General features: G+C 69.1%; 22 protein-coding genes. 10 read left to right on the forward strand and 12 right to left on the reverse strand.

Annotated features, from left to right (window positions below):
• Positions 1-14 precede the first annotated feature (14 nt).
• The 3 genes from ACYVIO_RS05250 to ACYVIO_RS05260 all read right to left on the reverse strand — a co-directional run bounded on the left by ACYVIO_RS05250 (position 15) and on the right by ACYVIO_RS05260 (position 3,220).
• The gene (locus ACYVIO_RS05250) at positions 15-383 is read right to left on the reverse strand and encodes a DUF1304 domain-containing protein (RefSeq protein ID WP_460649496.1); all 369 of its coding nucleotides are present in this window, start codon (positions 381-383) and stop codon (positions 15-17) included.
• 78 nt (positions 384-461) lie between these two features.
• Complete coding sequence (locus ACYVIO_RS05255; RefSeq protein ID WP_460649497.1) at positions 462-1,358, reverse strand: phosphotriesterase family protein; 897 nt, start codon at positions 1,356-1,358, stop codon at positions 462-464.
• A gap of 77 nt (positions 1,359-1,435) precedes the next feature.
• Complete coding sequence (locus tag ACYVIO_RS05260; protein ID WP_460649498.1) at positions 1,436-3,220, reverse strand: DEAD/DEAH box helicase; 1,785 nt, start codon at positions 3,218-3,220, stop codon at positions 1,436-1,438.
• A gap of 176 nt (positions 3,221-3,396) precedes the next feature.
• Between ACYVIO_RS05260 and ACYVIO_RS05265 the strand changes: the two genes are divergently transcribed.
• Positions 3,397-3,918 carry a DinB family protein gene (locus ACYVIO_RS05265; protein WP_460649499.1) on the forward strand — a complete coding sequence of 174 codons (522 nt, stop codon included), beginning with the start codon at positions 3,397-3,399 and terminating at the stop codon, positions 3,916-3,918.
• Positions 3,919-3,921: 3 nt separating this feature from the next.
• Here the strand turns inward: ACYVIO_RS05265 and ACYVIO_RS05270 are convergent, their stop codons facing one another.
• Complete coding sequence (locus tag ACYVIO_RS05270) at positions 3,922-4,962, reverse strand: amidohydrolase family protein (RefSeq protein WP_460649500.1); 1,041 nt, start codon at positions 4,960-4,962, stop codon at positions 3,922-3,924.
• Positions 4,963-5,033: 71 nt separating this feature from the next.
• On the opposite strand from ACYVIO_RS05270, the gene ACYVIO_RS05275 reads away from it, so the two are divergent.
• Both ACYVIO_RS05275 and ACYVIO_RS05280 read left to right on the forward strand, forming a co-directional pair.
• Positions 5,034-5,393, forward strand: a complete 360-nt coding sequence (locus tag ACYVIO_RS05275) for a YybH family protein (protein ID WP_460649501.1) — start codon at positions 5,034-5,036, stop codon at positions 5,391-5,393.
• Positions 5,394-5,580: 187 nt separating this feature from the next.
• Positions 5,581-7,101: an ankyrin repeat domain-containing protein gene (locus ACYVIO_RS05280; RefSeq protein WP_460649502.1), complete on the forward strand. Its 1,521-nt coding sequence runs from the start codon at positions 5,581-5,583 to the stop codon at positions 7,099-7,101.
• On the opposite strand, the gene ACYVIO_RS05285 is transcribed toward ACYVIO_RS05280, so the two are convergent.
• Positions 7,057-8,328: a calcium:cation antiporter gene (locus tag ACYVIO_RS05285; RefSeq protein ID WP_460649503.1), complete on the reverse strand. Its 1,272-nt coding sequence runs from the start codon at positions 8,326-8,328 to the stop codon at positions 7,057-7,059. The two genes, ACYVIO_RS05280 and ACYVIO_RS05285, sit on opposite strands and share 45 nt — an antisense overlap.
• A gap of 16 nt (positions 8,329-8,344) precedes the next feature.
• On the opposite strand from ACYVIO_RS05285, the gene ACYVIO_RS05290 reads away from it, so the two are divergent.
• Together ACYVIO_RS05290 and ACYVIO_RS05295 are read left to right on the forward strand one after the other, a co-directional pair.
• A complete protein-coding gene (locus ACYVIO_RS05290; RefSeq protein WP_460649504.1) occupies positions 8,345-9,181 on the forward strand; it encodes a class I SAM-dependent methyltransferase in 837 nt (278 codons plus the stop codon).
• A 2-nt stretch (positions 9,182-9,183) separates the two neighbouring features.
• Entirely contained in the window at positions 9,184-9,684 is a 501-nt protein-coding gene (locus ACYVIO_RS05295) for a GNAT family N-acetyltransferase (protein ID WP_460649505.1), read from the forward strand.
• A 1,148-nt stretch (positions 9,685-10,832) separates the two neighbouring features.
• Here the strand turns inward: ACYVIO_RS05295 and ACYVIO_RS05300 are convergent.
• Positions 10,833-11,228, reverse strand: a complete 396-nt coding sequence (locus ACYVIO_RS05300; protein ID WP_460649506.1) for a VOC family protein — start codon at positions 11,226-11,228, stop codon at positions 10,833-10,835.
• 330 nt (positions 11,229-11,558) lie between these two features.
• Here ACYVIO_RS05300 and ACYVIO_RS05305 point away from each other — a divergent pair, with 330 nt between their 5' ends.
• Positions 11,559-12,431 (forward strand): SCO6745 family protein, encoded by an 873-nt coding sequence (locus ACYVIO_RS05305; protein ID WP_460649507.1) that lies wholly within the window; start codon positions 11,559-11,561, stop codon positions 12,429-12,431.
• Positions 12,432-12,464: 33 nt separating this feature from the next.
• Here ACYVIO_RS05305 and ACYVIO_RS05310 read toward each other — a convergent pair whose 3' ends face one another.
• Positions 12,465-12,659 (reverse strand): hypothetical protein, encoded by a 195-nt coding sequence (locus tag ACYVIO_RS05310; protein ID WP_460649508.1) that lies wholly within the window; start codon positions 12,657-12,659, stop codon positions 12,465-12,467.
• 66 nt (positions 12,660-12,725) lie between these two features.
• Positions 12,726-13,337 carry a TetR/AcrR family transcriptional regulator gene (locus ACYVIO_RS05315; protein ID WP_460649509.1) on the reverse strand — a complete coding sequence of 204 codons (612 nt, stop codon included), beginning with the start codon at positions 13,335-13,337 and terminating at the stop codon, positions 12,726-12,728.
• Positions 13,338-13,383: 46 nt separating this feature from the next.
• On the opposite strand from ACYVIO_RS05315, the gene ACYVIO_RS05320 reads away from it, so the two are divergent.
• Complete coding sequence (locus tag ACYVIO_RS05320) at positions 13,384-14,607, forward strand: FAD-dependent monooxygenase (RefSeq protein WP_460649510.1); 1,224 nt, start codon at positions 13,384-13,386, stop codon at positions 14,605-14,607.
• Here the strand turns inward: ACYVIO_RS05320 and ACYVIO_RS05325 are convergent.
• Positions 14,558-15,445, reverse strand: a complete 888-nt coding sequence (locus tag ACYVIO_RS05325; protein ID WP_460649511.1) for a LysR family transcriptional regulator ArgP — start codon at positions 15,443-15,445, stop codon at positions 14,558-14,560. The genes ACYVIO_RS05320 and ACYVIO_RS05325 overlap by 50 nt on opposite strands.
• Before the next feature lie 71 nt (positions 15,446-15,516).
• Between ACYVIO_RS05325 and ACYVIO_RS05330 the strand changes: the two genes are divergently transcribed.
• Entirely contained in the window at positions 15,517-16,113 is a 597-nt protein-coding gene (locus ACYVIO_RS05330; protein WP_460649512.1) for a LysE/ArgO family amino acid transporter, read from the forward strand.
• A gap of 17 nt (positions 16,114-16,130) precedes the next feature.
• Entirely contained in the window at positions 16,131-16,865 is a 735-nt protein-coding gene (locus ACYVIO_RS05335; RefSeq protein WP_460649513.1) for an MBL fold metallo-hydrolase, read from the forward strand.
• Here the strand turns inward: ACYVIO_RS05335 and ACYVIO_RS05340 are convergent.
• Positions 16,856-17,770, reverse strand: coding sequence for an SDR family oxidoreductase (locus tag ACYVIO_RS05340; RefSeq protein ID WP_460649514.1), 915 nt, complete (start codon positions 17,768-17,770; stop codon positions 16,856-16,858). The genes ACYVIO_RS05335 and ACYVIO_RS05340 overlap by 10 nt on opposite strands.
• 52 nt (positions 17,771-17,822) lie before the next feature.
• Between ACYVIO_RS05340 and ACYVIO_RS05345 the strand changes: the two genes are divergently transcribed.
• Positions 17,823-18,506 carry a TetR/AcrR family transcriptional regulator C-terminal domain-containing protein gene (locus tag ACYVIO_RS05345; protein ID WP_460649515.1) on the forward strand — a complete coding sequence of 228 codons (684 nt, stop codon included), beginning with the start codon at positions 17,823-17,825 and terminating at the stop codon, positions 18,504-18,506.
• Here the strand turns inward: ACYVIO_RS05345 and ACYVIO_RS05350 are convergent.
• Positions 18,434-19,375 (reverse strand): DMT family transporter, encoded by a 942-nt coding sequence (locus ACYVIO_RS05350; RefSeq protein ID WP_460649516.1) that lies wholly within the window; start codon positions 19,373-19,375, stop codon positions 18,434-18,436. The two genes, ACYVIO_RS05345 and ACYVIO_RS05350, sit on opposite strands and share 73 nt — an antisense overlap.
• A gap of 69 nt (positions 19,376-19,444) precedes the next feature.
• The gene (locus ACYVIO_RS05355; RefSeq protein WP_460649517.1) at positions 19,445-20,647 is read right to left on the reverse strand and encodes an MFS transporter; all 1,203 of its coding nucleotides are present in this window, start codon (positions 20,645-20,647) and stop codon (positions 19,445-19,447) included.
• Positions 20,648-20,708: the final 61 nt, after the last annotated feature.

A 20,708-nucleotide genomic window follows, 5' to 3' on the forward strand; every position in this document is an offset into this window, starting at 1 on the left:
AGTCAACCGTTCGGCTACAGAACGGCGGCCAGCACCAGTGCGAGGATCGGCGGCACCGCCTGGATCGCGGCGGACTTGGCCATCCGGCGGTCCGAGCCGATCAGCACGAGCCCGGCGCCGAGCATGCACGCGCACGAGAACAGCGCGATCGCGTGGCCGCGGTCGCCGCCGGCGATCAGACCACCGATCGCACCGGCCGCCAGGAACAGGTTGTAGAACCCCTGGTTGAAGGCCCACGGCCGCGCTGCCTCGGCCTCTGCCTCGGTCTTGATCAGGAACCGCTTCTGGACGTTCGGATTGCGGAAGAGCACGCTCTCCAGTGCGAAGAAGACCAGGTGCAGGACCCCGGCCAGGGCAACGAAGATCTGCGCGACGGTGTTCACCTGCGAACCGTACCGCCCGGATGCCCCCGGCAACAGAACGTCACCGGTGACGAGTTCGTGCCGACTTGCCGTACGGCGCTACTTCCAGTCAGCAGCGAAGGCGCGCGCGGGGTTGGTGACGAAGATCTGCCCGATCGCGTCCTCGCTGATCCGGCGGGTGAGCCGCGGGCGCAGATTCGTCAACAGGTACGGCATTCCCGGGCCCTCACCGGTCGCCAGCCGAGCCCGCGCGGTCGTCGTGTCGCCGCCGAGCAGCAGCTGCTCGGCGTACCCGGCCTCGACGAGCGCCGCCAGGCAGTCGACCATCCGCCAGTCGGTGGCGTGATTGGCCCGCGACGGCCCGTCGAAGGCGAGGAACGCACCGCGCGCCGCCAGCTCCTGGTGGACCTGGTGGTCGGGGAAGCGGTTGAGGTGGCCGAGCACGATCCGGTCCGGAGCAACCCCGTGTCCTTCGAGGCGGTCCAGTACGGCGTCCGCTCCGGTGCCCAGCTCGTGGTGAATGCCGATCGGCGCGCCGGTCGCTCGCTGCGCCTCGGCGGCCGCGTCCAGAACCCGGGTGGTGTGCTGGTCGAGTCCGTGGAAGCCGCCGGCGATCTTGATCATTCCGGCGCGCACCTCGCTGTCGCCGATGCCCTCGGTGAGCTCGCGGACAAACAGCTCAGCCAGGTCGACGTCCGGCACCTCGGCGTAGTGCTCGGCCCGGTGCAATCCGGTCGCGGCGACCACCTTGACGCCTGTCTCCTGGGACAGCCGCGGCAGCAGGTCGGCTCGGCGGCCCAGCCCGTGCGGTGTCCACTGGACGATCGTCCGTCCACCGGCCTCGGCGTACAGCGTGGCCTCCTGTACGGCGGCGTCGTAGTCGTCGAGTTCATGGCCCGGCAGCATGACGCTGCGGAAGAACAGGTGGTCATGAGCGTTGCAGACGCCGAGCTCCTCGGGGGCAACGTCACCCAGCACGGTCCGTACGACGGCCATCGGTTCTCCCCTCAGAACAGGACAAGGCCCAGGTTGCCATGGGCATCCTGGGCCTTGTCCATCGGGTTTTGTCGAGGTCAGCGACCGCGACGACCGCTGCCCGCGCGGGTGCCGGCCGAGAAGGCCGCGGCTCCCGCCGGACGGGCGCTGGCGCCCGGAGTCGTGGTGCTGTAGCTCTTCGGTGCGCCGCCGGAACCGCTCCGGCCGGCTGCGCCGCCGCGTGCTCCACCAGTGGTGCGCTTTCCGCCGGAGGAGCCACCGCGGGCTCCACCGCCGGAGCCGCCACGGCCACCGCCGCTGGCTGCGCCACGGGCCGCCGGAGCGGACTGGCCCGGGCCGGAGGCCGAGCGCCGGCCACGGCCGCCGCCGCGTCCCCGCCCGGTCGACTCGCCACCGCTGCGGCGTACCTGGTCGCTCTCCGTCTTGACCGGAGGCTCGAAGTAGGTGCGCTCACCCGGGGCGAGCTCGGTCAGCAGCGGGTCGCCGACGCGCAGCTTGGTGACCTTCGGCGCGATCCCGGCCTTGCGGGTCAGGTCGCGGACGTCACTGACCTGGTCGTCGGTCATCAGCGTGACGACGGTGCCCTCGGCCCCGGCGCGCGCCGTCCGGCCGGAGCGGTGCAGGTACGCCTTGTGCTCGATCGGCGGGTCCGCGTGGATCACCAGCGACACGTCGTCGACGTGGATCCCGCGGGCCGCGATGTCGGTGGCGACCAGCGTCCGGGCGGAACCGTCGGAGAAGGCCTCCAGGTTCCGGGTGCGAGCACCCTGGGACAGGTTGCCGTGCAGCTCGACCGCGGGCACGCCCTGGGCGATCAGCTTCTTGGTGAGCGACTTGGCGCCGTACTTGGTGCGGGTGAAGACCAGCGTGCGACCAGGGGCCGCGGCCAGATCCACCAGCACCGGGAGCCGGCTGTCGGCCTGCAGGTGCAGGACGTGGTGGGTCATCTTCGACACCGGCGACTGCGCCGAGTCGACGCTGTGCGTGGTCGGGTTGCGCATGAACCGCTTGACCAGGACATCGACGCCGGCGTCCAGCGTGGCCGAGAACAGCAGCCGCTGGCTGTTGGCCGGAGTCGCCTCGAGCAGACGGCGTACGGCGGGCAGGAAGCCCAGGTCGGCCATGTGGTCGGCCTCGTCGAGCACGGTGATCTCCACCGCGTCGAGCTTCGCGTGCCCGGCCTTGACGTGGTCCTCGAGCCGGCCGGGGCAGGCGACGACGATGTCGACGCCCTTGCGCAGCGCGGTGATCTGCGGGCCGTGCCCGACGCCACCGAAGATGGTCATCGTGCGCAGACCGAACGCGTCGGTCAGCGGCGTGATCGAGGCCTGGATCTGGGTGGCCAGCTCACGGGTCGGCGCCAGAATCAGGGCGCGCGGCTGGTTCGGCCGGCGGCGGGTGCCGCTGGACGCGAGCCGCGCGATCAGCGGCAGCACGAACGCGTAGGTCTTGCCGGAACCGGTCCGGCCGCGACCGAGCACGTCCTTGCCGGCCAGCGAGTCCGGCAGCGTCGCGGCCTGGATCGGGAACGGCTTGGTGACACCGGTCTTGGCCAGCGCGGCGACCAGCTCGGTCGGCAGACCGAGGTCGGCGAAGGTCAGGTCGTCGGGGACCACGAGCGGCTCGATGTCGTCGTACTGCTCGTTGGCCTGCACGCTCGGCGTGGCCGGGGCCTTCTTGCCGCCGCGGCGACGCTCACCTTGCGTGCGGTTCTCGTTGCTCTGTGCGTTGTTCTGGCCGGTGACGGCCGGTGCGGATTGGTTGCCGCTGGCACCTGAACGGCGGCGGCGACGAGGGCGCGCCGGTCCGTCCGGGCGAGCGGAACGTGTTTCGGGCGTGGGCATGGGGCGGCTGACCGCCATCTGGTACTCCAAGAAAGTCGAAAAGGGTCGTCCTGCCCGGCGCGGCATCACAGGCCGCGGCGCGTGGGGGTCGACTGCCAAATGGTCCGAGGCAGAACTGGGCGGACCGTCAACAACCAGCATACGGCATCGTGGTTCGCCTCCCCAGGGACTTCGTGCGCGGTACGGTCTTGGCTGTGACGACCGACACCTCTTCGCAGTTCCGTGCGGACCCGCCGTCGACCGGTGACGAACGCGCCATGCTGCAAGGATTTCTCGACTTCCACCGGGGCACGCTGCTCTGGAAGGTGTCCGAACTGAGCGGCGAGGACTTGGTCCGGCCGACCGTCGATCCGTCGGGAATGACGCTGCTGGGACTGGTCCGCCACCTGACCGAGGTGGAGCGGTACTGGTTCCATCTGTCGCTCGACGGGCGCATGGATTCGTTGAAGTTGTGGACGGACGAGCATCCGGACGGCGACTTCGACCTGGTGTCGGCCGCCGAGGCCGAAGCGGATCTCGCGACGTTCCGCCAGGTGGTCGCGGAATCAGATGCGATTGCCCGCGGCTACGAGCTGGATCACGTGTTCACCCGGCCGCGCGGTGGGCCCGACCTGTCGGTGCGCTGGCTGTACATCCACATGGTCGAGGAGTACTCCCGACACAACGGGCACGCCGATCTGCTGCGTGAGCGGATCGACGGGCTCGTCGGGGAATAGTTCTTAGCGGATCCGGCGCCCGTGGAGGATCACGGCGGCTGGGGTCGCGAGGGTTTCGGGGTGTTCGCGCGGGTCTTCGTCGTACGTGACCAAGTTGCCGCCGTCGTCGAGCAGGCCGAGGTAGTCCCAGGCCCTTGTGGTGGCCGCGGCCATCGCCTGGGTGACGTCGAGGCCGTGCTGGGTGAGCAGTTCGATCTCACGCGCGACCGAGCCGACGACGTCTGATCCGGTCAGCACTGTGACGCCGTACTGGTCGGCGAGTTCGAGCATGCTGGTCAGGTACTTCGCCTTCGTTCGGCGCCTGTCGCGCTGTTCCGGGGTTTCGCTTCTGTGCGTATCGATCGAGGCCGACAGGGTCGGCGTCCAGGCGCCACCGCGGGCGCCGAGGATCTCGAGGTCCTGCTCGGTGATGCTGGTCCCGTGCTCGATCGAGTCCACGCCGACCCGGATCAAGTCGCTCACGACTTCACCGTTGGTGTGCGCCGCGACCCGCCCACCCTTGGCATGCGCCGCGGCGACCACCTGCTCGACCAGGCCGATCTCGTACGTCGGCTCGACGGCACTGCCGCGGATCGGGCCGTCCGGACCGACGGCGGGGAAGTCCGCGACCAGCTTGACCCAGGTCGCGCCGTCGTCCAGCTCGGCCTCGACGGCGGCGAGCAACTCGTCGGCCTCGACCGGGTCGTGCATGCGCGGGAAGTACCGGCCCTTCGGCGCAAGGAACCGGCCCGCCGCGAGCACGATCGGCCGGTCCTCCCGCGGTTCGCGCGCGAGCCGGAGCGTGACCTCGCGCCGGCCGCCGACGTCGCGGACCGCGCTCACACCGGCCTGAGCAAGCTGTTCCAGGCGGGCGACGGCCTCCTGCTCGCCGCCTGCGAGCAACGGTCCTTGCTCGTCGGCGTCGACGGTCAGGTGGCAGTGCGCGTCGACCAGCCCCGGGAGCGCGAACCGGCCGGGCAGCTTCTCCTCGTCCCCCGTGCCGAACCTGAGGCGGACCGACTTGTCCACAGGCAGCGAAAGTCCCTCGAAGGTCCAGGTCGTCATCTTCGTATCTTCTCTGGCAAGAGGGCCCGAACGGCCTTCGGAGCGGCTCTTCGAGGAGGCAGGATGCAGACATGCGGGAGAAGGACCTGGACAAGTGGGTCGGGCGGTACCGGCGGGCCTGGGAGTCGAACGACCCCAAGGACATCGGCGCGCTGTGGACCGAGGACGCCGTGTTCTTCCGGCGCCCCGACGAGGAGTCGGTGCAGGGCCGGGACGCGATCGTGCGCGCCTGGCTGGAGGTCGCCGACGCCGCGGGCGAGACCGCCTTCGAGTACGAGGTGCTCGGATTCGGTGACGGGGTCGGGTTCGTCCGCGGCTGGACGACGTACCTGACCAGCCCGCCGACGATGTTCAGCAACCTGTGGGTGATCCGCCTGGACCGGAGCGGACGCGCCCACGAGTTCACCAAGTGGTGGATGCAAGCGCCGTGATCGGCGTACTGTGGAAATCGGCACGCAGGGTGCCACCGGTCCGCGGGAAGGGCTCAGCCCACCTGAGCGGTTGAGGTTGTGCACCACCGGGGTGCCCGATCAGCTCTTGTGCGCTGACGGGTGATCCGAGCCCACCTCCTTTCTCGCCTGACGACGCGGACAGCAGGCACACAGAGAGGAGGTCGCTATGCCGACCCGCCGTCTTCCCGATGACCCGAACCTCGAGCACCTGCGCAACCAGGCCAAGACCCTGCTGAAACAGGTCCGCTCCGGTGACGCCGAGGCGCTAACGCTGGCCACCGAGTTCCATCCAGCAGCATCCGAGCGGCCCGCCGCCGAGCCGTTCCGTGGTCTTGCCGACGCGCAACTGGTGATCGCCCGCAGCTACGGCTTTCCCAGCTGGCCTCAGCTCGGCCGGCACCTGGGGATCGTCGAGCGGTACACGCGATCACCCCACCTGGAGCCCACCGGTGGTCCGATCGAGACGCCTGGTCAGCGAGCCGACGAGTTCCTCCGCCTCGCAACCCTGCACTACGGGCAGGACGACCCTCAACAGCCCGTTGCGGCCCGTGCCCTCCTGACCCGCTTCCCGGAAGTTGCCGTCAGCAACATCTTCACCATGGTCGTCGCGGGTGACGTCGGCGCCGTTCGCGCCGAGCTCGACCGTTCACCACGCCACGCCGTACTCCAAGGCGGCCCGTTCCGCTGGGAACCCCTGCTCTACCTCACCTATTCACGCCTGGAGGTGGCCCCCGAAGCCCCACTGGAGATCGCCCGTCTCCTCCTCCGGCACGGCGCCGATCCCAACACCGGCTTCCTCTGGGCAGGCCTGACGTCGCCTTTCACCGCACTGACCGGCGTCTTCGGCCGGGGCGAAGGCAATCAACCGCCGCACCAGAGCCGACTGGAGCTGGCGCGTCTGCTGCTGGAGGCCGGCGCCGATCCGAACGACACTCAGACGATCTACAACTGCGGCCTCGGCTGCCCACCGCCGTACGACGACGACCATCTGCGGATGCTGCTGGAGTTCGGACTGGGTCATGGCGACGGTGGGCCGTGGCACCAGCGCCTGACCGTGGCGCACCCGACGCCTCGGGAGCTGCTGGAGGACGAGCTGGTGTTCGCCTCGTCAGCGGGCCTGATGGATCGGGTGCGACTGGTGCTGGCGGCGGGTGCCGATCCGGAGGGGCGAGGGACGGAGCACCCGGTCTTCTGCGGGCACCGAGCCTTCGAGCTGGCCGCGGTGCATGGGCACACCGCGGTCGCCGAGCTACTCCGTGCGGCGGGAGCCGCGCCGCTGGACGACGTCCACGAGCTCTTTGCCGCCGTGATGAGTGGTTCGGTGGGCGAGGTGGATCGGTCGCTTGCGGCGCGAGCGGTGCAACGCAATCCGTTCCTGCCGATCCGCGCGGCCGAGCTGGGCCGGACGGAAGCCCTGCAGCCTTTGAAGGATCTCGGCTGGGACCTCAACCTGCTGGGCAGGGCGACCCCGTTGCACCAGGCGGCGTTCCACGGGCACTTGGCCACTGTGCGGAAGCTGATCGAGTTGGGCGCGGATCCGGCGGTCCGCGATCCCTTCCATCAGGGCACGCCGCTGGGCTGGGCCGAGTACAACCACCAGCAAGAGGTCGTCGACTACCTGACCGCTGTGGAGACTCCCGATCTAGGGGCTGACGGCAAGGAACAGGAAGGCGCTGAAGACCATTAGGTGAGTCGCTCCCTGCAGCAGGGTGGCCCGACCGGTCGCCAGGGTGAGCTGACTGATCACCACGGTCAAAGCGAACAACACCATCTCGGTGCCGCTGAGGCCGAGCACGAGCGGGCCGTCGAGCCAGATCGACGCGACCGCGATGGCCGGGATGGTCAGCCCGATGCTGGCCAGCGCGGACCCGAGCGCGAGGTTGAGGCTGGTCTGCAGCCGGTTCCGCAACGCGGCCCGGACGGCAGCGACCGTTTCCGGCAACAGGACAAGGAGAGCGATGATCACACCGACCACGGCGACCGGAGCCCCCGCCGACGCGACCGCGTCCTCCAGCTTCGGCGACACGGTCTTCGCCAGCCCGACGACGGCGATCAGACACAGAAAAAGCATTCCGAGGCTGACCAACGCCACCCGCCCGCTCGGCGCGGCAGCATGCGTCTCCTCGTCGTCTTCCTCGCCCTCGACGATCACAGCCACCGCGTCGGCGCCGACCTCCGCATCAGCCTCTGGTACCTCCGGGGCAGTGCGGGGCGGTGCCGCAACGGCTTCGTTCTCCACCGGAAGGAAGTAGTCGCGATGACGAATGGTCTGCACGAACACGAACACGCCGTACATCACCAGCGAGACGACCCCGGCGAACGCGAGCTGCGCGCTGCTGAAGGTCGCGCCGGGCGTGCTGGTGGTGAACGTCGGCAGCACCAGGCTGAGCGTGACCAGCGCGGTGATCACGGCGAGCGCGCTCCCCGAGGCACGCACGCGGAACTGCTGGGTCCGGTGCCGCAGCGAGCCGACGACGAGCGACAGGCCGAGGATTCCGTTGCAGGTGATCATCACCGCGGCGAACACGGTGTCCCGCGCCAGCGACGCGGCCTTGTCGCCGCCGGATGCCATCAGCGTGACGATCAGCGCGACCTCGATCACCGTGACCGCCAGCGCGAGGATCAGCGTGCCGAACGGTTCGCCCACCTTGTGCGCGACAACCTCGGCATGGTGCACGGCCGCGATCACGGCGGCTCCGAGCCCGGCGCACACCAGAACCAGGAGGATCGTCCCGAGATCCCGTCCCCAGGACAGCACCAGCACGACAAGCGCGAGTGGGGGCACGGCCAGACTCCAGCGCGGCAACCCATGGACCACGGAGTTCGTCATCCCCCGAGATTCTATTCGCTCGACGGCAAACCAGTTGGCATCCCGCCGCTCCCGCCGTGATCCTTTTCGCACCGATCCGATCACCACGACAACCCCGGAGGTGGAAGTGCGCTATTACCAGCAGGAGCACGAGTCCGCCTACCGAGAGATCGAGAAACACGGCCACACCCAGTGGAACGACCTCTTCGATCCCGTCGGCACCTGGACCTACGACCACTTCCAGAACCGGGCTTTCCTCGAGCGTGCCCTCCCCCAGCTCGACCTGCTCGGGGCGAACGATGCTGCCCGGCCGGGTGATGCTGGTGCGCAGCGTCGGGCTTCACGTTCTCCGCGAGCCTTCGAGTACGGCTGCGGCACAGGCCCGGCTGCGTGCTGGCTGGCCGCTCAGGGCTGGCAAGTGGATGCGATCGACCTCATCCCCGAGGCCATCGCGATCGCCCGCAAGCTGGCCGATGACCGCGGCGTCCAGGTCGCCTTCGAGGTCGCTGACATCTGCACCCTGCCCATAGGACCGAACGTCTCCGCGGGCGCCTACGACCTCGTTGTCGACAGCTACTGCCTGCAGTCCATCGTGATCGACGAGGACCGTCGCGCGGTGTTCTCGGCGGTGCGGGCACGTCTGAAGCCGAGCGGGTACTACGTCATCTCGACCGCCTTGCGTGGCGCAGGACGGCGGACCGAGCCCGGCTTCCACTACGACGATGCCACCGGGATCTACTACCGCCAGGTCCCAGCCGGCGCGGTCGGCGATCAGGTCGTCGAGCTCGGCGGCCGCTGGTACGTCCCTCATAGAAGACACCTCACCGCCGATGCCCTGCGCTACGAACTCGCCTCGGCAGGCTTCGAAGTACTCAGCCTCGAAGGTTCAGACCCAGTGGACGTCATCTGTCGCCCGGTCGGTATCGACAGCACCCCAAGGAAAGCAGGACCACTGTGACGGTGAAGATCAGAGACGCCCAGCCCGAGGACTGGCCGGCCATCCTGCCCTTCTTCCGCGAGATCGTCGACGCCGGCGAGACCTACGCCTACGACCCCGACCTGACCGACGACCAGGCGCGCACCCTCTGGATGTCTCCCTCCAGCGCCGCCAAGAGCCGGACCACGGTCGCGGTCGATGCCGACGGCACCGTTCTCGGCAGCGCCAACATGTACCCCAACCGCCCCGGCCGCGGCGCTCACGTCTCCAGTGCCAGCTTCATGGTCTCCTCCACCGCCCGAGGCAAAGGCGTAGGCCGAGCCCTCTGCGAAGACGTGATCACCTGGTCCACCACCGAAGGCTTCCGAGCCATCCAGTTCAACGCCGTAGTAGAAACCAACACCCCAGCAGTCCACCTCTGGCAGTCCCTGGGCTTCACCATCCTCGCCACAGTCCCCGACGCCTTCCACCACCCGCGACTCGGCTACGTAGGCCTCCACGTCATGCACCGCCCCCTCCCGTAACCACCGCCTCCGGCGCCAACCCCCAACCCCCCACTCCCACAACCACCACACGCGCCAACGCCAGCAAGCCACCGCCCCGCGCCAACCCCCCAAACCGCTCACTCCCGTAAGCCACCGCCCCGTGCCAAATCCCCAACCGCCCACTCCGACAACCACGCATGCGCCCAACGCCAGGGCTCGTGCCGGCCCGAAGCGCTCGGCCATCGCGCCAGCGCCCGATCGAAGCCCGCGACGTGCGTGCCACCCGTTGGCGAACTTGCGGCGCACCGGCAGCTCAGCTCACCAGGCGCGCCCGCGCCAGGTCCGATGCGACCCCGAAGGTTCTCGTCATCTACGCCCACGCCTCACGCATGTCGTCCTCGTCGTGGATGTGCCGCCAGATGTTCCTGCGCGGAACCGACGTTGCAACCGGTTCAGCGTCCCCGGGAGTAGTCAGTCGCTGGGGGTAGGCGACGGCCGCCGCGGTCCAGCCTTCGAGGGACTCGACGCCTGAAACCAGCAAGTCTCCGGGTGGACCGCGTCCGCCCGCAGTGGGGACCGCACGGCGGCCGCCGTACAGGTCGGTGAGCTAATCGCGAAGCGCGGCTGGAAGGTGGAGTCCGACGCCCCGCGCTCACCACGCAGCAACCTGCACGCCTGCCTGCTCGGCGGCGGGCTAGCTGACTTGCTCGGCGTTCAGCGCCAGCACCTGGCTCCGGCCGATCTCCGCACTCTCCGCCAGCGCTTTGCAATCGCCTGCGTCGTACGTTGGCCGGCGACGCGTGGGCGCATGGCGACGGCTGGACTCCCGCGACTCCGCAGGTGGTGGCCTCTGGTCGGGGCGGCCGGCTTGGTTGGTGGGTCTTCTGCTGGCTCAGCCTTGCCAGGGTGGTCGCCGACTTGGTTCGTGCCGGGGCACACCGACCCAACTGGGCCTGGGGCACCGACCCAGCTAGGGCTGGGGCACCGACCCAACTGGGCCTGGGGCACCGACCCAGCTGGGGCTGGGGCACCGACCCAACTGGGGCTGGGGCACCGACTCAGCTGGGGCTGATCGCCGCAGCGGCGTACAGACTGCTGTAGCTGGGGCACCGGTTCAGGTGGGGAAGGGGCACCGACTCACGTGGTGGGTGCTCCCGGAGGTGGTGGGGTGTCCCGGCTCTGGTTCGTCAGAACGACGCCAGCTCTTCTGGGGTGAAGGCTCGGAGGACGCAGAACTCGTTGCCTTCGGGGTCGGTCATGACTACCCAGGAGGCGGAGTCGTCCTGGCCGATGTCGATCTGCTTGCCGCCGAGGGACTCGATGCGGGCTACTTCGGTGGCCTGGTCTTCGGGGCGGAGGTCCATGTGGAGGCGGTTCTTGAGGGTCTTGGTCTCGTCGGCGGGGACCCGGAGGAACAGGATGTCGGGGACGATGCCGTCCTCGGGGCTGCCGGCCGGGGGCTCCAGGACGTACTCCTTCTCGTGCTCGAAGGTGATGCGCCAGCCCAGTACCTCGGCCCAGAAGCGAGCCTGCGCGGCGGGGTCGATCGCGTCGTAGTTCACACACTGCACCCGGATTCCCATGCAGGAACCCTCTCATTCAGGCAGTCCGCACTCCGCCGAGGGGAGGCCGCTGACCTGCACCGTCCGCCGGCCTCGGGGATGCGAGGGGCGGGTGCGGAGCGCGGGCAGCAGGTGACGGGCAACTGGAGGCCGCTGACCTGCACCGTCCGCCGGCCTCGGGGATGCGAGGGGCGGGTGCGGAGCGCGGGCAGCAGGTGATGGGCAACTGGTGGCAGGTGATGGGCAACTGGTGGCAGGTGATGGGCAACTAGGTGGCAGGCAGCGCGTGGCGGGGTGGCTGGTGGGTCACATGGGGGTGTGAGGAAGGTGTGGGCGTGTTTGGATCGGGGGATGACGGAGACTCGGGCGCGGCGGTTGTGGCGGGTGTTGGAGCCGGTTCATGCGGTGACCTACTTCGCGCCGGAGACTCGGCAGGCGACGGACGCGTTGGGGTTGCGGGGTGGGTGGATGAGTTACTTCGCCTGCCGGGCGGCTCCGTTGGGGGCGGTGGGGCCGGAGGTGGTGGCGGCCGTGTTCTACAACTTTCATCCGGGGATGGTGGCGCGGGCGATCCCGGACGCTTGGGGGTATGCCTCGCCGGAGCAGTTGCTCGGCGTACGGCTGGAGGCTGTGGACAAGGCCGTACGGCGGTTGCTGCCTGAGGTGGTGAGCAGCCCGACGGTGCGCCAGGCGGCCGAGATCGCGCGAGAGGCGGCTGAGGTGGCTCCGACGGCGGGGCGGCCGCTGGCGGCGGCGAACGCCGTACTGGAGTGGGCGGACGAACCGCATCTCGTGCTGTGGCAGGCGACGACGATCCTGCGGGAATCGCGGGGTGACGGGCATGTCGCGGCGTTGATCGCGGCCGGGATCAGCCCGTGTCAGGCGAATCTCACGCTGACGGCGTCGGGTGGGCCGTCGAAGGAGGTGTACCGGCAGAGTCGGCGGTGGAGTGACGACGAGTGGGCCGAGGCCGAGCGGGATCTCCGGGAGCGCGGGCTGCTCGACGATGACGGCGTACTGACCGAGCGCGGGCACGCCGTACGGCGGGAGGTCGAAGCCACGACCGATCGGCTGGCCGAGCAGGGGTGGCGGGCGCTCGGCGACGAGAAGGCTGATGAGCTCGAGCGGTTGGTGCGGCCGATGAGCACGCTGATGATGTCGTCGGGGTTGATCCCGCCGGACAACCCGATGGCGCTGCGCTGGCCGGAGTCCGAGCTCAGCTAGCTGTGCCTGGTCAGTACAGCTAGCCGTAGCGAGTCAGCGCTTCGGCTGGCCTCGGAAGGTGACCCACAGGAGTGAGACTCCGAGCGCGGCGACGACCGGGCCGACGACGGCCCAGAAGCTGCTGCCGGTCATCGAGCTGCCCTTGAGGTAGCCGAGACCCTGCAGGGTCCAGACCACGCCGGCGACGGTCAGCAGAACACCGAAGGCGCTCGCGACGATCTTCTTCACAGCAGGACGACCTTTCGACCAGAGGAACGCGGCCGGGGATGCGGAAACCCGCCGGGTGAGGCGAGCCTAGCGGGCGAGTTTCGCGGCCATCAGCTGGATCGACGCCGACAGGTCCTCGCCGCTCGGCGCTCGCTCGGGGTCGAACATCGTCAGCGCGACCACCCCGAGCAGCAGCGCCTGCAGGAACGAGCCGACCTGCTGCGCGGTCGCCTCGTCGGAGTCGGCGTCGGTCGCGCCGAACAGCGCGGCCAGCCCGTCGCGCGCCTCGACCTGCATCGCGGAGACCGCCTGCAACAGGTCGGGCAGCTGTGATCCCTGGCTGAGGATCTCGAACTGCGTTGTCCACAGGGCCCGGCTCGCCGGGTTGGACAACGTGTCGGCGACCAGCGCCCAGGTCGCGACGAAGCGGTCGTCCGGTACGGCGTCCGCGGTGGGACCGGCGCTCATCGTGCGGCCGAGCTCGTCACCCCACTCGCTCAGCGCCTGCCGCATCGCCTCGTTCAGCAGCGCGTCCTTCGACCCGAAGTGGTAACCGATCGCGGCCAGGCTCACCCCGGCCGCGGTCGCGATGTCCCGTGCGGTCGTCCGGGTGTAGCCCTTCTCCCGCAGGCAGGTCTTGGCGCCCTCGATCAAAGCCTCGCGATTGCCCATGCCGTCGATCGTAGCGAAAATCTTCACACGAACGTCTTGCACAACTGTCTAAGACTTACGTACAGTCGATGGCATGACAACAATCCTGATCTCCGGAGCCAGCGTTGCCGGCCCGGCCCTCGCGTACTGGCTGCAGCGGTTCGGCCACTGCGTGACCGTCATCGAAAAGGCGCCCGCACCCCGCCCCGGCGGCTACGCGGTGGACTTCCGCGGTGCGTCCCTCGACGTCCTCGACCGGATGGGCCTGCGGGCCGCGGTCGAGGCGCGCGCCACCCGGATGGGCGGCATGGACTACGTGAACGAGTCCGGCAAGACCGTCGCCCGGACCTCGCCGACCGCGTTCAGCGGTGAGCTCGAGGTACTCCGCGGCGATCTGGTCGAGGTCCTGTACGACGCTACGCGTGACCGCGTCGAGTACGTGTTCGGCGACTCGATCACCGGCCTGAGCGAGGATGCGGACGGCGTACTGGTCGAGTTCGAGCGCGGAGCGCCGCGTCGGTTCGACCTCGTCGTCGGGGCCGATGGACTGCACTCCAACGTGCGGCGGCTCGCGTTCGGGCCTGAGGAAACCTTCCGGCACGACCTCGGGTACGCCGTGTCGGTCGCGACCGTGCCGAACCATCTCGACCTCGACCACACCGGCCGTCTGCTCAGCGTGCCCGGCAAGACGGTCGGCGCGTACTCCGCCTGCGGCAACACCGAGGCAAAGGCGCTCTTCTACTTCGCCACCGAGGGCCTGAACGTCGATCGCCGGAACACCGCCGCCCAGCGCCAGCTCGTCGAGGACACCTTCGCGGGCATCGGCTGGGAGGTCCCGCGTCTGCTCAGCGAACTGCGGGTGGCCGACGACTTCTACTTCGACTCGATCAGCCAGATCAAGCTCGACAGCTACTCCCGCGGCCGGATCGCGCTCGTCGGCGACGCCGGCTACTGCGCCTCACCGCTGTCCGGGATGGGCACCAGCCTGGGCATCGTCGGAGCGTACGTGCTCGCCGGCGAACTGCAATCAGCCCTCGACAACGCCGACCCTACGACGGCTCACGCGCGGGCGTTCGCCGCGTACGACGAGGTGATGCGGCCGTTCGTCGCGGCCTGTCAGAAGCAGGCGGTCGACGGCGCTCGCTGGTTCATCCCCGGCAGTCGCGCGTTCCTTGCCCTGCGCAACCTCACGTTCCGGCTGATGCCGTACCTGCCGTGGCGCAAGCTGATCGACGAGCTGCCGTTGAAGGTCGGCAACGCGGTCGACCTCAAGCAGTACGGAGCCCGTCGGCCGCTGCCTGCCGAACAGCTTCGGTGAGCGCGTCCAGAACCGGCGAATCGAGCTTCCAGTACTGCCAGTACAGCGGCACGTCGACGTACTTGCCCTTAGCAACTTCCACCAGCTTGCCGGCGGCCAGGTCGTCCTCGACCACCTCCTCCTCGATCATCCCCCAGCCCAGCCCGAGCCGGATCGCGCGGACGAACGGCCCGGGCGCGGGGATCGAGTGCACCGGCGGATCGAGCCGTCGCCGGGTCACCTTGCGCATCAGCCGGTGCTGCAACATGTCCTTGGTGTTGAACACCAGCAGCGGCGCGTCCCCGAGCGCCTCCGCGAGCGGGCGGCCGGTGAGCCAGCGTTCGGCGTACGACGGTGTGGCGATCGACAGGTACCGCATCCGGCCGAGCGGCATCACTCGGCAGCCCTGCACCGGTCGCGGGTCGGCGGTGACGGCCGCGAGTACCGAGCCAGCGCGGAGCAGCTCGGCGGAGTGGTCCTGGTCCTCCTGGTGCAGGTCGAACGCCGTCACCAGATCCTGCGGTACGGCGAGCAGCGCGGGCAGGAACCAGCCGTTCAGCGAGTCCGCGTTGACCGCGATCGGCACGCGTAGCCCTTCGACCGTGCCCTTCACCGCGGCGATCGCCTCGACCTCGAGCAGCGAGACCTGCCGGGCCAGTCGCAGCAACGCGTCGCCGGCGGCCGTCGTACGGGCCGGTTTGCCGCGCTGGATCAGGACCTGACCGACTCGGCTCTCCAGCGCCTTGATCCGTTGGCTGACCGCCGACGGTGTGATCCGCAACCGCCGGGCCGCCAGGTCGAAGCTGCCTTCGTCGATCACCGCCGCGAAGGTGTCGAGCTGGGACGAGTCGATCTGCATGTGAAGTGATGCTAATGGTAGTGAAGAATCTTTAGCTGGTTTGTGGGCGCCGATCTTCCTACCGTCAGAGGGTGAACCTCCTGGCCGGCTTCGCCACGACCCTGTCCATGATCGTCGCCATCGGCGCGCAGAACGCCTTCGTCCTGCGCCAAGGGCTGCGGCGCGAGTTCGTTCTGCCGGTCGTCCTGATCTGCGCCCTGTCCGACGCGCTGCTGATCACCAGCGGCATCGCGGGCCTCGGCGCCCTGCTCACCGGCAACGCCACTGCCCTCGCGATCACCAAGTACGCCGGTGCGCTCTTCCTCTTCGGGTACGCCGTGGTCGCGGCCCGCCGCGCGTTCCGGCCGAGCGCGCTGACCGCCGCCGACCACGCCCCGGTCGCGCTGCGCAGCGTGCTGCTGACCTGCCTCGGGTTCACCTACCTCAACCCGCACGTCTACCTCGACACCGTCGTCCTGCTCGGCTCGCTCGCCAACCAGCGCGGCGCCGACGGCCGCTGGCTCTACGGCATCGGCGCCGTCATCGGCAGCTTCTTCTGGTTCTTCTCCCTCGGCTACTTCGCGCGCAAGCTCGGCCCGGTCTTCTCCCGCGCTCGCGCCTGGCAGTTCCTCGACGGCGCCATCGCCGTCGTGATGACGGCCCTCGGCACCTGGATGCTGCTCCCCTGAGTCCCAACAATGGGCGGGTGGACGTGACGGTGCTGTGTGACGCGGTGGCGGTGTTCCCTGAGCCTGTCGGCGACGCTCTGCCTGGCTGGTCTGCCGAGCAGCAGAGCTGGACCGAGTCGGCGGCGCCGGGAAACGTTGCGGCTGATGGGGGGTGGTTGCTGCACTTCCACTCGTACCTGGTGACTACCGACCAGCACGCTGTGCTGGTGGATACCGGGGTCGGGCCGGCTGGTGGGGAGGCGGCTGAGTGGTTGGGGACGGCGGGGCGACTGCCTCAACTGCTGGAGGCGGCTGGGGTTGGCGCTGATGAGATCGACACGGTGATCCTCACGCATGTGCATCTCGACCATGCGGGGTGGAACACCGATGGCGATCGGCCGCGGTTCGGCAATGCGCAATACGTCGTGCAGCAGGCTGAGCTGGATCATGCGCGGGGCAGTACGACGTACCGGAATCTCATCGAGCCGCTCGGGTCGCAGCTGCGGGCTGTGGACGGACGGGTGTCTGTTGCCGGCGTGACGCTGCTGCCTACGCCCGGGCATACCCCGGGGCACCAGTCGGTGCTGACCGATCGCGCACTGATTGCTGGGGACGTGCTGGTGCATCCAGCTCAGGCCAAGTGGCCTGAGCTGGTCTACGTCTACGAGCGGGAGCCTGCTGTGGCTACGACGTCCCGCCGGGAGGTACTGCGGCTTGCGGCCGAACTGGGCGTGCCCATCGCGGCCGCACACCTCAGCTGCGATCAGCGGTAGCCCGTGGTGTCGGCGGGCCTGCCGGCGTCCTGGACCTCGACGATGTACCGCCACGCGTCCGGCTGGCTGCCATCGGCGTCGGTGAAGCCGTAGACCTGGGCGAGCTGACCGCTCGACAGGGACTGCTGGTTCCATCGCGCGACCTCGGGGTCGGCCGCGAGCGCGGCGACCGCTCGGCCGACGTACAAGGGGCTCTCCGAGATGGCGAAGTGCGGGATCTTCTCGGTCGCGTCGCGCCAGTTCTCCTCGGTGACGCCGAAGCCTTCGAGCATCGCCTCGGACCGGAGCCAGCCCGGCGTGAGCGAGAGCGCGGTGCCGCCGTGCGACTTGAGCTCGTGGGCCAGCGAGAAGGCCATCCGGTTCACCGCCGCCTTGGCGAGGTCGTAGAAGAACGAGACGCGGTAGTTGGTCGCGTTGTACTCGTCGGTGCCGTCCGTCATCTCGATCACGAGACCGCCCGGCTGCTTGATCAGCAGCGGCAGCGCGAAGTGGCTGGTGATCGCGTGCGTCTCGACCGCGAGCCGGAAGGTCCGCAGCCCGACGTCGAGCGACGACTCCCAGACGGTCTTGTCCCACTCCATCGTGGTCAGGCCGAAGATGTCGTTGACCAGGATGTGCAGCGCGCCCTGCTCACGCTCGATCCGGGCGATCAGGTCGCGGACCTGGTCCTGCTCGAGGTGGTCGACCTGGACAGGGATCCCGTGGCCGCCGGCCCGCTCGACCTGCTCGGCGGTCTCCTCGATCGTCTCCGGCCGCTGCATCTCCGACTGCTGGGTGCGCGTGGTCCGGCCGGTCACGTACACCGTCGCACCGGCTTCCCCCAGGGCGATCGCCGTCCCACGTCCCGCCGCCCGGGTCCCACCCGCGACCAGCGCCACCTTGCCGTCCAGAGGCTTGCTCGACATCCCACCCACCGTCCTTATCCATACACTGTACGATTCCGCTACCATACGGCGTATGAATAGTGCTGGCAAGCCGGGTCGGCCGCGCGCCGGGGCGGAGCGGCTGAGCCGGGACGCGATCCTGACGGCGGCGCTGAAGATCGTCGACGACGAGGGCGTCGAGGCGATGACGATGCGCCGGCTGGCCGGGACGCTCGGGGTGAACCCGATGTCGATCTACCACCACCTGCCGAACAAGGCGGCCGTGTTCGCCGGGCTGGCGGAGGTGGTCTTCGCTGGGCTGGACGACGTACAGCCGCGGGCCGGGCTGTCGTGGCAGGAGGAGTTGAAGGACGCGGCGCGGGCCTATCGGGCCGCGTTGCAGGCGCACCCGAATCTGGCGCTGCAGGTGTTGTCGGATCCGTCAGCCGTGTCGGACGTCGTGGTGGTGACGGTCGAGCCGTTCTACCGCGCGCTCGACCGTGGCGGCCTGGCGCCGCGGGCGATCTTCGAGTCGGTGAACACGCTCGTCGACTTCGTGCACGGCTTCCTGCTCGGCGAGCTGTCGGTGCGGGCCGCGACCTTCGACCTCGCGCCGGATCTGGTCGACCGGGTGGAGAAACTGCCCGAGGGCAAGGCGCCGACGTTGAGCCGGGTGGTGCTCGCCCTCGGGCGGGACGGACTGCACTACGACTTCGACAGCGGATTCGAGTCGGCGTTGACGGTCTTGGTCAGCGGCATCGAGTCGACCTTGCGCTGACCGGCCTTCAGGCGGGAGATCGCGACCCCGAGCAGGCAGAGCGCGCCGCCGGCGTACGCGAGTGGCGCGGGTGACTCGTCGAGCAGGAGCCAGCCGAGGAAGATCGTGAGCGGCGGGACCAGATACGTCGTCGCGCCCATCCGGCCGGCGCTCGTCCGCGCGAGGGCGTAGGCCCAGGTGGTGAAGGCGAGCGCGGTCGGGAACGCGCCGAGGAACACGACCCACCAGATCGTCGACGGTCTCGCGTCGGCGGTCTCGCGGACGAGCGCGGGCGCGAACGGCAGGCAACTGATCGCGCCGATCGTGCACGCGATCCAGGTGACCTCGAGCGCGGGAAGCCTGGCCAGCAAGGGCTTCTGGGCTACGACGCCGATGGCGTAGGCGACGGCAGCTGCGACGCAGAGGATGACTCCCCAGGTTTCGGCTTGGCCGCTGGACGACGAGGTCCCGATCAGCAGTACGCCGGCGAACGCGACCGCGCTGCCGATGACCAGACGGCGCGGGAAGCCTTCGCTGAGGAGCAGACCTGCCAGTACGGCGATCAGAAGCGGGCCGATGTTGACGAGCATGGCCGCCGTACCGGCGTCGAGGCGTTGCTCGGCTTCGTTGAGCGCGACGTTGTAGACGCCGAACCAGAGCAGACCGCAGACCAGCAGGAGCTTCCAGTCGCGCTTGGCCGGCCAGCGGCGTGGGCGGGTGAAGACGAGGGCACCGAGGATGACGCTTCCGACGACGAGGCGGCCGAGGGAGAGCGCGCCGGCCGAGAACTCGTGGCCGACGTGCCGGATCGCGACGAAGGCCGAGGCCCAGAGCACGACGGTGATGGCCGCCGCACCTCCCGCGAGGACTGCTTGTCGCCGATCTGTCACTGCGTACTCCTCGGTGTTCTCATGAGTTGACCGTAGGTGCTGGACTGTTCGGCCGACACCGAATTCTGTTCATGGAACGGACGGCGGCGCGGTGGTGTGAGTGGGCTGGTTCTCCTCCTTCGGCGGTGGGGGTAGAGCCTTCGGGGTGATGAGTGCGGTGAGGAGCACGGGGACGGTCAGGCCGGCGACCAGGACCGGCAGGCTGACCCAGACGGCGCCGAGCGCGAACCCGGCGTACACCGAGACCGCGAACACCTCGGCGAAGAAGCCGGACACCGACGTCACGGTCGCTCGTGCCGGACCCTCGATGGCGTCCTGCAGGCGGGCGTCCGCGACGACGATGACCAGCTGCATCACGCCGTACCCGACCGCGATCGGAACGAACCCCGCGGCCGTCCCGCTCAACGATCCCCAGGAGATCAGTCCTGCCGTGGCTCCCAGCCCCACCGCGAACACCGAGGCAGGCAGCCGGTACGCCGGTCCCGCCAGCGCACCACCGATCGCCTGCGCAGCCACGGTCCCCGCGATCAGCAGCGGCACCAAGGTGGTGGTCGCCCCCACTCCCCTGGCCAGCAAGGGAAAGTACTCGTCGAACGCGAGGAAGCCACCCAGCAGAGCAACCAGTCCTACGGCCCGCCGAACCACGCGACTGGTCGAGGCTTCCTGGAGGCCGGCGCGCAGCATTCCGGCGTACCGGTCGAGAGCACCCCGCCAGCCACCGTCCTTTTCCTCAGGATCGGTTTCGTCGGCTGAAGCTACTCGGGTTGCCTCCGGAAGAGACGCTGCGACTAGTAGTTGCGCTAGGCAACTTAAAACGCTCAGCACACCGACCAGCAGGTAGCCACCCAAGGCGAACAAAGGGATTGCCAGCAGGGTAGCCGTCAGGTTCGCGATTAGGGCTGCTGATCTTGCCTTGCCCAGGAGGCTTGCGTACTTGCTGGTGGTGCCGCGGGCTGCCAGCTCGTCGTACACGAAGGCTTCGTACGTGCCGGAGATCAGGGCGGACCCTGCTCCCCACAGGATGAAGCCGAGAGCGAAGGCGGCGTACGACGGCACGGTGATCCACGCTGCGTAGCCCATGCCGGTCAGCGCAGGGCCCAGCATCAGGAGCTTGCGGCGGGAGAAAACGTCGGCCAACGCACCGGACGGAATCTCCAGCAGGAACGCTGTCGCCGACCAGATGATGAACAGGGTCGAGATCTCGGTGGGCGTCAGCCCGTGATCCTCGAACAGCAACTGGTACAGCGGATACAGCGGGATCAGGTCCTGCAACGCCTCGTAGGCGACGATGCGGACCGAGAGGCGGTCAGGACGTCAAAGGAACGGGCTCGGA

Source organism: Kribbella endophytica, from assembly GCF_054781295.1.

What these genes read in the sequence shown, in the direction of transcription:
- ACYVIO_RS05270 (WP_460649500.1), bottom strand. Translation starts at nt 4,962, where the DNA reads ATGACGACCTGGACCTTCGAGGGACTTTCGCTGCCTGTGGACAAGTCG.
- ACYVIO_RS05305 (WP_460649507.1), top strand. Translation starts at nt 11,559, where the DNA reads ATGACGGAGACTCGGGCGCGGCGGTTGTGGCGGGTGTTGGAGCCGGTT.
- ACYVIO_RS05300 (WP_460649506.1), bottom strand. Translation starts at nt 11,228, where the DNA reads ATGGGAATCCGGGTGCAGTGTGTGAACTACGACGCGATCGACCCCGCC.
- ACYVIO_RS05255 (WP_460649497.1), bottom strand. Translation starts at nt 1,358, where the DNA reads ATGGCCGTCGTACGGACCGTGCTGGGTGACGTTGCCCCCGAGGAGCTC.
- ACYVIO_RS05320 (WP_460649510.1), top strand. Translation starts at nt 13,384, where the DNA reads ATGACAACAATCCTGATCTCCGGAGCCAGCGTTGCCGGCCCGGCCCTC.
- ACYVIO_RS05275 (WP_460649501.1), top strand. Translation starts at nt 5,034, where the DNA reads ATGCGGGAGAAGGACCTGGACAAGTGGGTCGGGCGGTACCGGCGGGCC.
- ACYVIO_RS05345 (WP_460649515.1), top strand. Translation starts at nt 17,823, where the DNA reads ATGAATAGTGCTGGCAAGCCGGGTCGGCCGCGCGCCGGGGCGGAGCGG.
- ACYVIO_RS05325 (WP_460649511.1), bottom strand. Translation starts at nt 15,445, where the DNA reads ATGCAGATCGACTCGTCCCAGCTCGACACCTTCGCGGCGGTGATCGAC.
- ACYVIO_RS05340 (WP_460649514.1), bottom strand. Translation starts at nt 17,770, where the DNA reads ATGTCGAGCAAGCCTCTGGACGGCAAGGTGGCGCTGGTCGCGGGTGGG.
- ACYVIO_RS05260 (WP_460649498.1), bottom strand. Translation starts at nt 3,220, where the DNA reads ATGGCGGTCAGCCGCCCCATGCCCACGCCCGAAACACGTTCCGCTCGC.
- ACYVIO_RS05280 (WP_460649502.1), top strand. Translation starts at nt 5,581, where the DNA reads ATGCCGACCCGCCGTCTTCCCGATGACCCGAACCTCGAGCACCTGCGC.